Source organism: Bradyrhizobium pachyrhizi (assembly GCF_001189245.1).
In the GTDB taxonomy this organism is placed as follows: domain Bacteria; phylum Pseudomonadota; class Alphaproteobacteria; order Rhizobiales; family Xanthobacteraceae; genus Bradyrhizobium; species Bradyrhizobium pachyrhizi.
This window is the reverse complement of record NZ_LFIQ01000094.1, coordinates 137,434-143,237: the sequence shown is the minus strand read 5'-3', so window position 1 is coordinate 143,237 and position 5,804 is coordinate 137,434. Positions and strand designations below refer to the sequence as shown.

Below are 5,804 nucleotides of genomic sequence, written 5' to 3'. Positions count from 1 at the left end.
CGGGTGGTGACGGGCGGCGAAGCTGCCCGTTTCCTGGTTGTCCTCAAATCCGACGTTGAGCGCATTTCGTGACATCACTCATTCGCGAGACAGGCAGGAGCGTCACGGCTCCTGGCTTCGTCCCGCAGGTGCATCGACGAGGAAGGCCTCGTCGACGGGCACGCCGAGCGCTGTAACCAGCCGGTTGGTTTCGGCGGCCATGCCGACGATTGCGAGCATTTCCTGATATTCGGCGTCGGTCATGCCCTTGGCGCGGGCGCTCGCGGTGTGCGAGTGAATGCAATAGCTGCAGCCGTGGGCCACCGAGACGGCGACGTAGAGCATCTCCTTGACCTTCGGGTCGAGCGTGCCGGGTGCCATCACCTCCTTGATGCTCTCCCAGGTCCGCCGCAGGGTCTTCGGATCATGCGCCAGCGCGCGCCAGAAATTGTTGACGAAGTCCGAGTTCCGCGTCTTGCGGATGTCGTCGAAGACGGCGCGTGCCTCCGCCGAGAGTTCGTCGTCGGAAAGCAGTTTTACGGTGGCCATGGCTTGTCTCGCTGGTTCGGTTTGCAGCAGCGATCATAGCACCCCTGCCGTCATTGCGAGGAGCGAAGCGACGAAGCAATCCATGCCTCCGCAAGCGGTCAGATGGATTGCTTCGCGGAGCCTGTCATCGGGCGCGCGTTCGCGCGACCCGTTGGCTCGCAATGACGGACGCGGAGAGGGACCAGCCTACGACTGCGTCTGGCTCTGCCACTGGCCGGGACGGCCGGCCTGGTCGACCTTGACCGCGACCGTCAGCGTCTCGTTGCCGCCGCCATAGCGGGTGCCGCGGACCGGGGCGGCGCCGAGATAGTCGAGGCCGATTGCGACGCGGGCATGGGCGTCGGTGGTGCAGATGCCGTTGGCGGCGTCGAAGCCGATCCAGCCGAGATCGGGCACGAACGCCTCGGCCCAGGCGTGGCCGGCCTGCTGGTTGACCATGCCGTCGGAGCGCAAGAAGTGGCCGGAGACGAACCGCGCCGGAACGCCGCCGGCGCGCGCGCAGGCGATCAGGATGTGCGCGTAGTCCTGGCAGACGCCGCGCTTCAGCGCGAACGCCTCGGCGGCCGAGGTGGCGCTGTTGGTCGGGTCCTCGTCGAACGTCATGTGCTCGTAGATCTGCACCATCAGCGCGTGCAGGAAGCCGAGCACGTCGCCGCCGGCCTCGGTGCGCAGCTCGCGCACGATGGCCGTCATCGCCGGGTTGAGGTCGGTCAGCGGTGTGGTGCGCAGGAACAGGCTCGGCGGAAACCGCTCGTCGGTGCCCTTCAGTACGCCGCCGGTGTCGTGGGTCTCGATCAGGCCTTCGCAATGGATCGTGAGGTCACTGATCGAACCATGCGTCAGCACATGGGTGACGTTGCCGAAGGCGTCCTCATGGGTGTCGAGCCGGGAGTCGGTCGAGACGTCGATCTGCCAATCCGCGACATACTGGCCGTCATGGCTGCCGGGCGTCATCCGCAGAATCTGGATCACGCCCGAGGCCGCCGGCTCGTAGCGATACGTGGTGGTATGGGCTATCCGCAGGCGCATGGCTCAACCGGTGTTCAATCGGTTTTTTCAGGGCAGGACTGTCATGCCCGGACCCTTCCCGGGCACCCACGTCTTTCTTCCTAATCGGCCGCGAAAGCAAGATGTGGATGGCCGGGTCACCTATGTTACGAAAGACGCGCTTCGCGTTTTTGCCCGGCCATGACGAGATTTTGCCTCAAAACCGGTCAGATCAGGTACTGCTTGGTGATGATCTCACCCAGCCGTGAGTTGTCCGCGATGAACTCCTGGATGAATTCGTGCACGCCGTGCTGGAAGATATCGTCCATGTTGCTGTGCTCGAGCCGGTTCCTGATGCCGCGGGCGTGGCGTTGCGAGGCGCCCTGGCGGCCATAGGCGACACCGATCTGGTCGAGGTTGCGCACGAGGTTGCTGTAGCAGCTGGCAAGCGAGCGCGGCAGCGTATCGTTGAGGATCAGGAGGTCGGCGATCAGCCAGGGTTTTAAGGTTTCCCGGTAGACCCAGTGATAGGCTGTTGTCGCCGACACCGAGCGCAGGATCGAGGTCCACTGGTAGTAATCCAGCGGACCACCGACATGCTCCTCCTCGGGCAGGAGCATGTGGTACTTCACGTCGAGAATCCGCGCGGTGTTGTCGGCGCGCTCGAGATGGACCCCGAGCCGCGAGAACCAGTAGGCGTCGTTGCGCAGCATGGTGCGGTAGGCCGAGCCGTCGAAACGCAGCGAGGTCTCCTGCACGAAGCGCAGGAATTTGGCCAGCTCCTCGCGGTTGGCGGGACCCTTGTTCCAGACCGCCTGCAGTTCGATCCAGGCCGAATTGATGGTGTCCCACATCTCCGATGTCAGCGCGGTGCGCACCGAGCGTGAATTGAGCCGCGCCGCCTCGATGCAGTTCTTGATCGAGGACGGATTTTCCGACGAGAAGGACAGATATTCGATGACGTTCCGCTCGTTGGCTTCCTCATAGTGATCGTAGAAGCTCGCGCCGACGCCGGCGGTGAGCAGCGCGGAATCCCACTCATTGGTCTTGCCGACATAGGCCGCGGGCAGCGCGGTGACGCGCAACGTCGCATCGATGGTGCGCGCCAGATATTCGGCGCGTTCGACATAACGGGCCAGCCAGAACAGGTTTTCGGCGGTGCGCGACAGCATGCGATAGTCCCTACAAGACGAAACGTGTTTCACCTCCCCCTGAAAGGGGGAGGTCGACGCGCAGCGGCGGGTGGGGATCTTCTCTCCATTCGGCGTATGCGGCCGACCCCCACCCCGACCCTCCCCCTTGCAGGGGGAGGGAGGGCTCGCGCAGCGCGTTTGGCTTCAAATCACTCACTCAGTATCCAGGTGTCTTTGGTGCCGCCGCCCTGGCTCGAATTGACGACGAGCGAGCCTTCCTTCAGCGCGACGCGGGTCAGCCCGCCGGGCACGATGGTGGTGTGGCTGGAGCCGGTCAGCACGAACGGGCGCAGGTCGACATGGCGCGGCGCCAGCCCCTTGTCGGTGCAGGTCGGGCAGGTCGACAGCGCCAGCGTCGGTTGGGCGATGAAGCCTTCGGGCTCGCGCTTGAGCTTGTCGCGGAACGCCTCGATGGTCGCCTTGGTGGCGGCGGGGCCAATCAGCATGCCGTAGCCGCCCGAGCCGTGCACCTCCTTGACGACGAGGTCGGCGAGGTTGTCGAGCACATAGGACAGATCCTGCGCTTCGCGGCAGCGCCAGGTCTGCACGTTCTTCAGGATCGGCTCCTCGCTGAGGTAGAACTTCACGATGTCCGGCATGTAGGAATAGATCGCCTTGTCGTCGGCGATGCCGGTGCCGACCGCATTGGCGAGCGTGATGTTGCCGGCAGCGTAGGCCGACATCAGTCCGGGGACGCCGAGCGCGGAGTCCGGCCGGAAGGTGAGGGGATCGAGAAAATCGTCGTCGACGCGGCGGTAGATGACGTCGACCCGCTTCAGCCCCTCGGTGGTGCGCATGAACACCTCGTCGTTCTTGACGATGAGGTCGCGCCCCTCGACCAGCTCGATGCCGAGCTTGTCGGCGAGGAAGGAGTGCTCGTAATAGGCCGAGTTGTAGACGCCCGGCGTCATCAGCGCGACCGTCGGCTCGGCGGAGGCGCTGTGCGGCGCCACCGACCGCAGCGCCGACAGCAGCTCGTCCGGATAACGCTCCACGGGCGCGACGCGGTGCCGCGCGAACAGGTCCGGAAACAACCGCATCATGATCTCGCGGTTTTCCAGCATGTAGGACACGCCGGATGGCGTGCGCGCATTGTCCTCCAGCACGATGAAATTGTCGGGATCGGTGCGGATGATGTCGATGCCGGCGATGTGGACGTAGATGTCGTGCGGCACGTCCTGGCCGTTCATCTCCGGCCGGAACACCGGGTTCTGGAAGATCAGGTCCTCGGGGATGACGTTGGCGCGCAAGATGTCGCGGCCGTGATAGATGTCCTTCAAGAACATGTTGAGCGCGAGCACGCGCTGCTTGAGGCCCTTCTCCAGCAGCGTCCACTCGGTCGCCGACATGATGCGGGGGATCACGTCGAACGGGATCAGCCGCTCCTGGGCCTCGGCATCGCCATAGACCGCGAAGGTGATGCCGATCCGGCGGAACAGCAGCTCCGCTTCCTGGCGTCGATATTCGAGCGCATCCGGCGGCGTCTCTTTGAGCCAGCGGGAGAGCTCCTGGTAGGCCGGGCGGAGATCCTCGCCGAGGCCGTTCATCTCATCGAACGCGACTGCCATATAGCCCGACTGCCCTCCAAAGCCATGTGACACAGTGCATGACTTGATGGGATGGTAGCAAGGGGCGGGCCAGCGCGATATGCATTGGCTTGCGGCATTTGCTATGGGTGAGGTGGAAGGCCTGCCCGAAAAACCGGCTGAGGTCTGCTTAATTCGGCGGCAAAACCCCGTGACATCAAGGCATTGGATCGGCAATGTCCGGGGATCAAGTTAGGGAATGAGACCATGAGCGAGATCGTCACGGCGGGGATATTGGTGATCGGCGACGAGATCCTGTCCGGCCGGACCAAGGACAAGAACATCGGCTTCATCGCCGAATACCTGACCAACATCGGCATCGACCTGAAGGAGGTCCGCGTCGTCGCCGATGACGAGGCCGACATCGTCTCCGCCCTTGATGCGCTGCGGCATAGGTACACCTACGTGTTCACCACCGGCGGCATCGGGCCGACCCATGACGACATCACCGCCGACAGCGTGGCGAAGGCGTTCGGGGTCGATATCCACCATCACCCCGAGGTGGTGGCGCGGTTCAGGGAGCGCTGGAGCGAGCAGGACCTCAACGAAGCGCGGCTGCGCATGGCCCGGGTGCCTGACGGCGCCGAACTGATTCAGAGCGCGACCATCCTGGCGCCGGGCTTCAAGCTCGGCAATGTCATCGTGATGGCCGGCATCCCCACCATCATGCAGGCGATGATGGACATCGTGGCGCCGACCCTGAAATCCGGCGTGCGGATGCTGTCGGACTCGGTCAGGGCCGACGCAAGGGAGGGCGACATCGGCGGCCCGCTGCGGGCGATCGCGGAAGCCAATCCCGACACCATCATCGGCAGCTATCCGTTCCAGGACGAGAATCAGAAGCCGAACACCAATCTCGTGGTCCGCTCGCGCGATCCGGAAAAGCTCGCAGCCGCAATGGCTGCGGTGAAGGAGATGCTGAAGCAAGTGCAGGCCGCGCAGAAGAAGCCGGCGGGTTGAGACGATATGGTTGAACGAAATTCCGAACCGAGTGCACAGGAGCGAGCCGGCAGGCCGTTCCCGGTCTCGTGGGATCAATTCCACCGGGACTGCCGGGCGCTGACCTGGCGGCTCAACGAGGTCGGCCCGTTCCATGCGGTGATCGCGATCACCCGCGGTGGGCTGGTGCCGGCGGCAATCGTGGCGCGCGAGCTCGGCTTGCGGATCATCGATACCGTCTGCGTCGCCAGCTACGACCATGACAAGCAGGGCGATCTGAAAGTGCTCAAGGGCATTTCGGAGCAGACCGCCAAGATCGGCGGCGGCACCGGCAAGGGGCTGTTGATCGTCGACGACCTCGTCGATACCGGCAAGACCGGCAGGCTGGTGCGCCAATTGCTGCCCGATGCGCATTTCGCGACCGTGTACGCCAAGCCGAAGGGCCGGCCGCTGGTCGACACCTACATCACCGAGGTGTCGCAGGACACCTGGATCTACTTTCCCTGGGACACCGCTCTGTCTTTCCAGCCGCCGATCCGCGACGGCGCGGCGTGACGTCGTCGTCATTCCG

At 64.3% G+C, this 5,804-nt stretch carries 6 protein-coding genes; 2 read left to right on the top strand and 4 right to left on the bottom strand.

From position 1 onward, the window contains the following. Positions 1–102: 102 nt before the first annotated feature. The 4 genes from AKL29_RS24250 to AKL29_RS24235 form a co-directional block, all read right to left on the bottom strand. Positions 103–528, bottom strand: coding sequence for a carboxymuconolactone decarboxylase family protein (locus tag AKL29_RS24250; RefSeq protein WP_050385899.1), 426 nt, complete (start codon positions 526–528; stop codon positions 103–105). Between the two features lie 186 nt (positions 529–714). Beyond that, positions 715–1,557, bottom strand: coding sequence for a transglutaminase family protein (locus tag AKL29_RS24245; protein ID WP_050385898.1), 843 nt, complete (start codon positions 1,555–1,557; stop codon positions 715–717). Positions 1,558–1,742: 185 nt separating this feature from the next. Beyond that, positions 1,743–2,687: an alpha-E domain-containing protein gene (locus AKL29_RS24240; RefSeq protein WP_018272359.1), complete on the bottom strand. Its 945-nt coding sequence runs from the start codon at positions 2,685–2,687 to the stop codon at positions 1,743–1,745. Between the two features lie 170 nt (positions 2,688–2,857). Continuing rightward, entirely contained in the window at positions 2,858–4,276 is a 1,419-nt protein-coding gene (locus tag AKL29_RS24235; protein WP_028336088.1) for a circularly permuted type 2 ATP-grasp protein, read from the bottom strand. A 225-nt stretch (positions 4,277–4,501) separates the two neighbouring features. Here AKL29_RS24235 and AKL29_RS24230 point away from each other — a divergent pair, with 225 nt between their 5' ends. Together AKL29_RS24230 and gpt are read left to right on the top strand one after the other, a co-directional pair. Continuing rightward, entirely contained in the window at positions 4,502–5,254 is a 753-nt protein-coding gene (locus AKL29_RS24230; protein WP_028336089.1) for a competence/damage-inducible protein A, read from the top strand. A gap of 6 nt (positions 5,255–5,260) precedes the next feature. Next, on the top strand, positions 5,261–5,788 hold the full coding sequence (gene gpt / locus AKL29_RS24225; RefSeq protein WP_050385897.1) for a xanthine phosphoribosyltransferase: 528 nt from the start codon (positions 5,261–5,263) through the stop codon (positions 5,786–5,788). Positions 5,789–5,804: the final 16 nt, after the last annotated feature.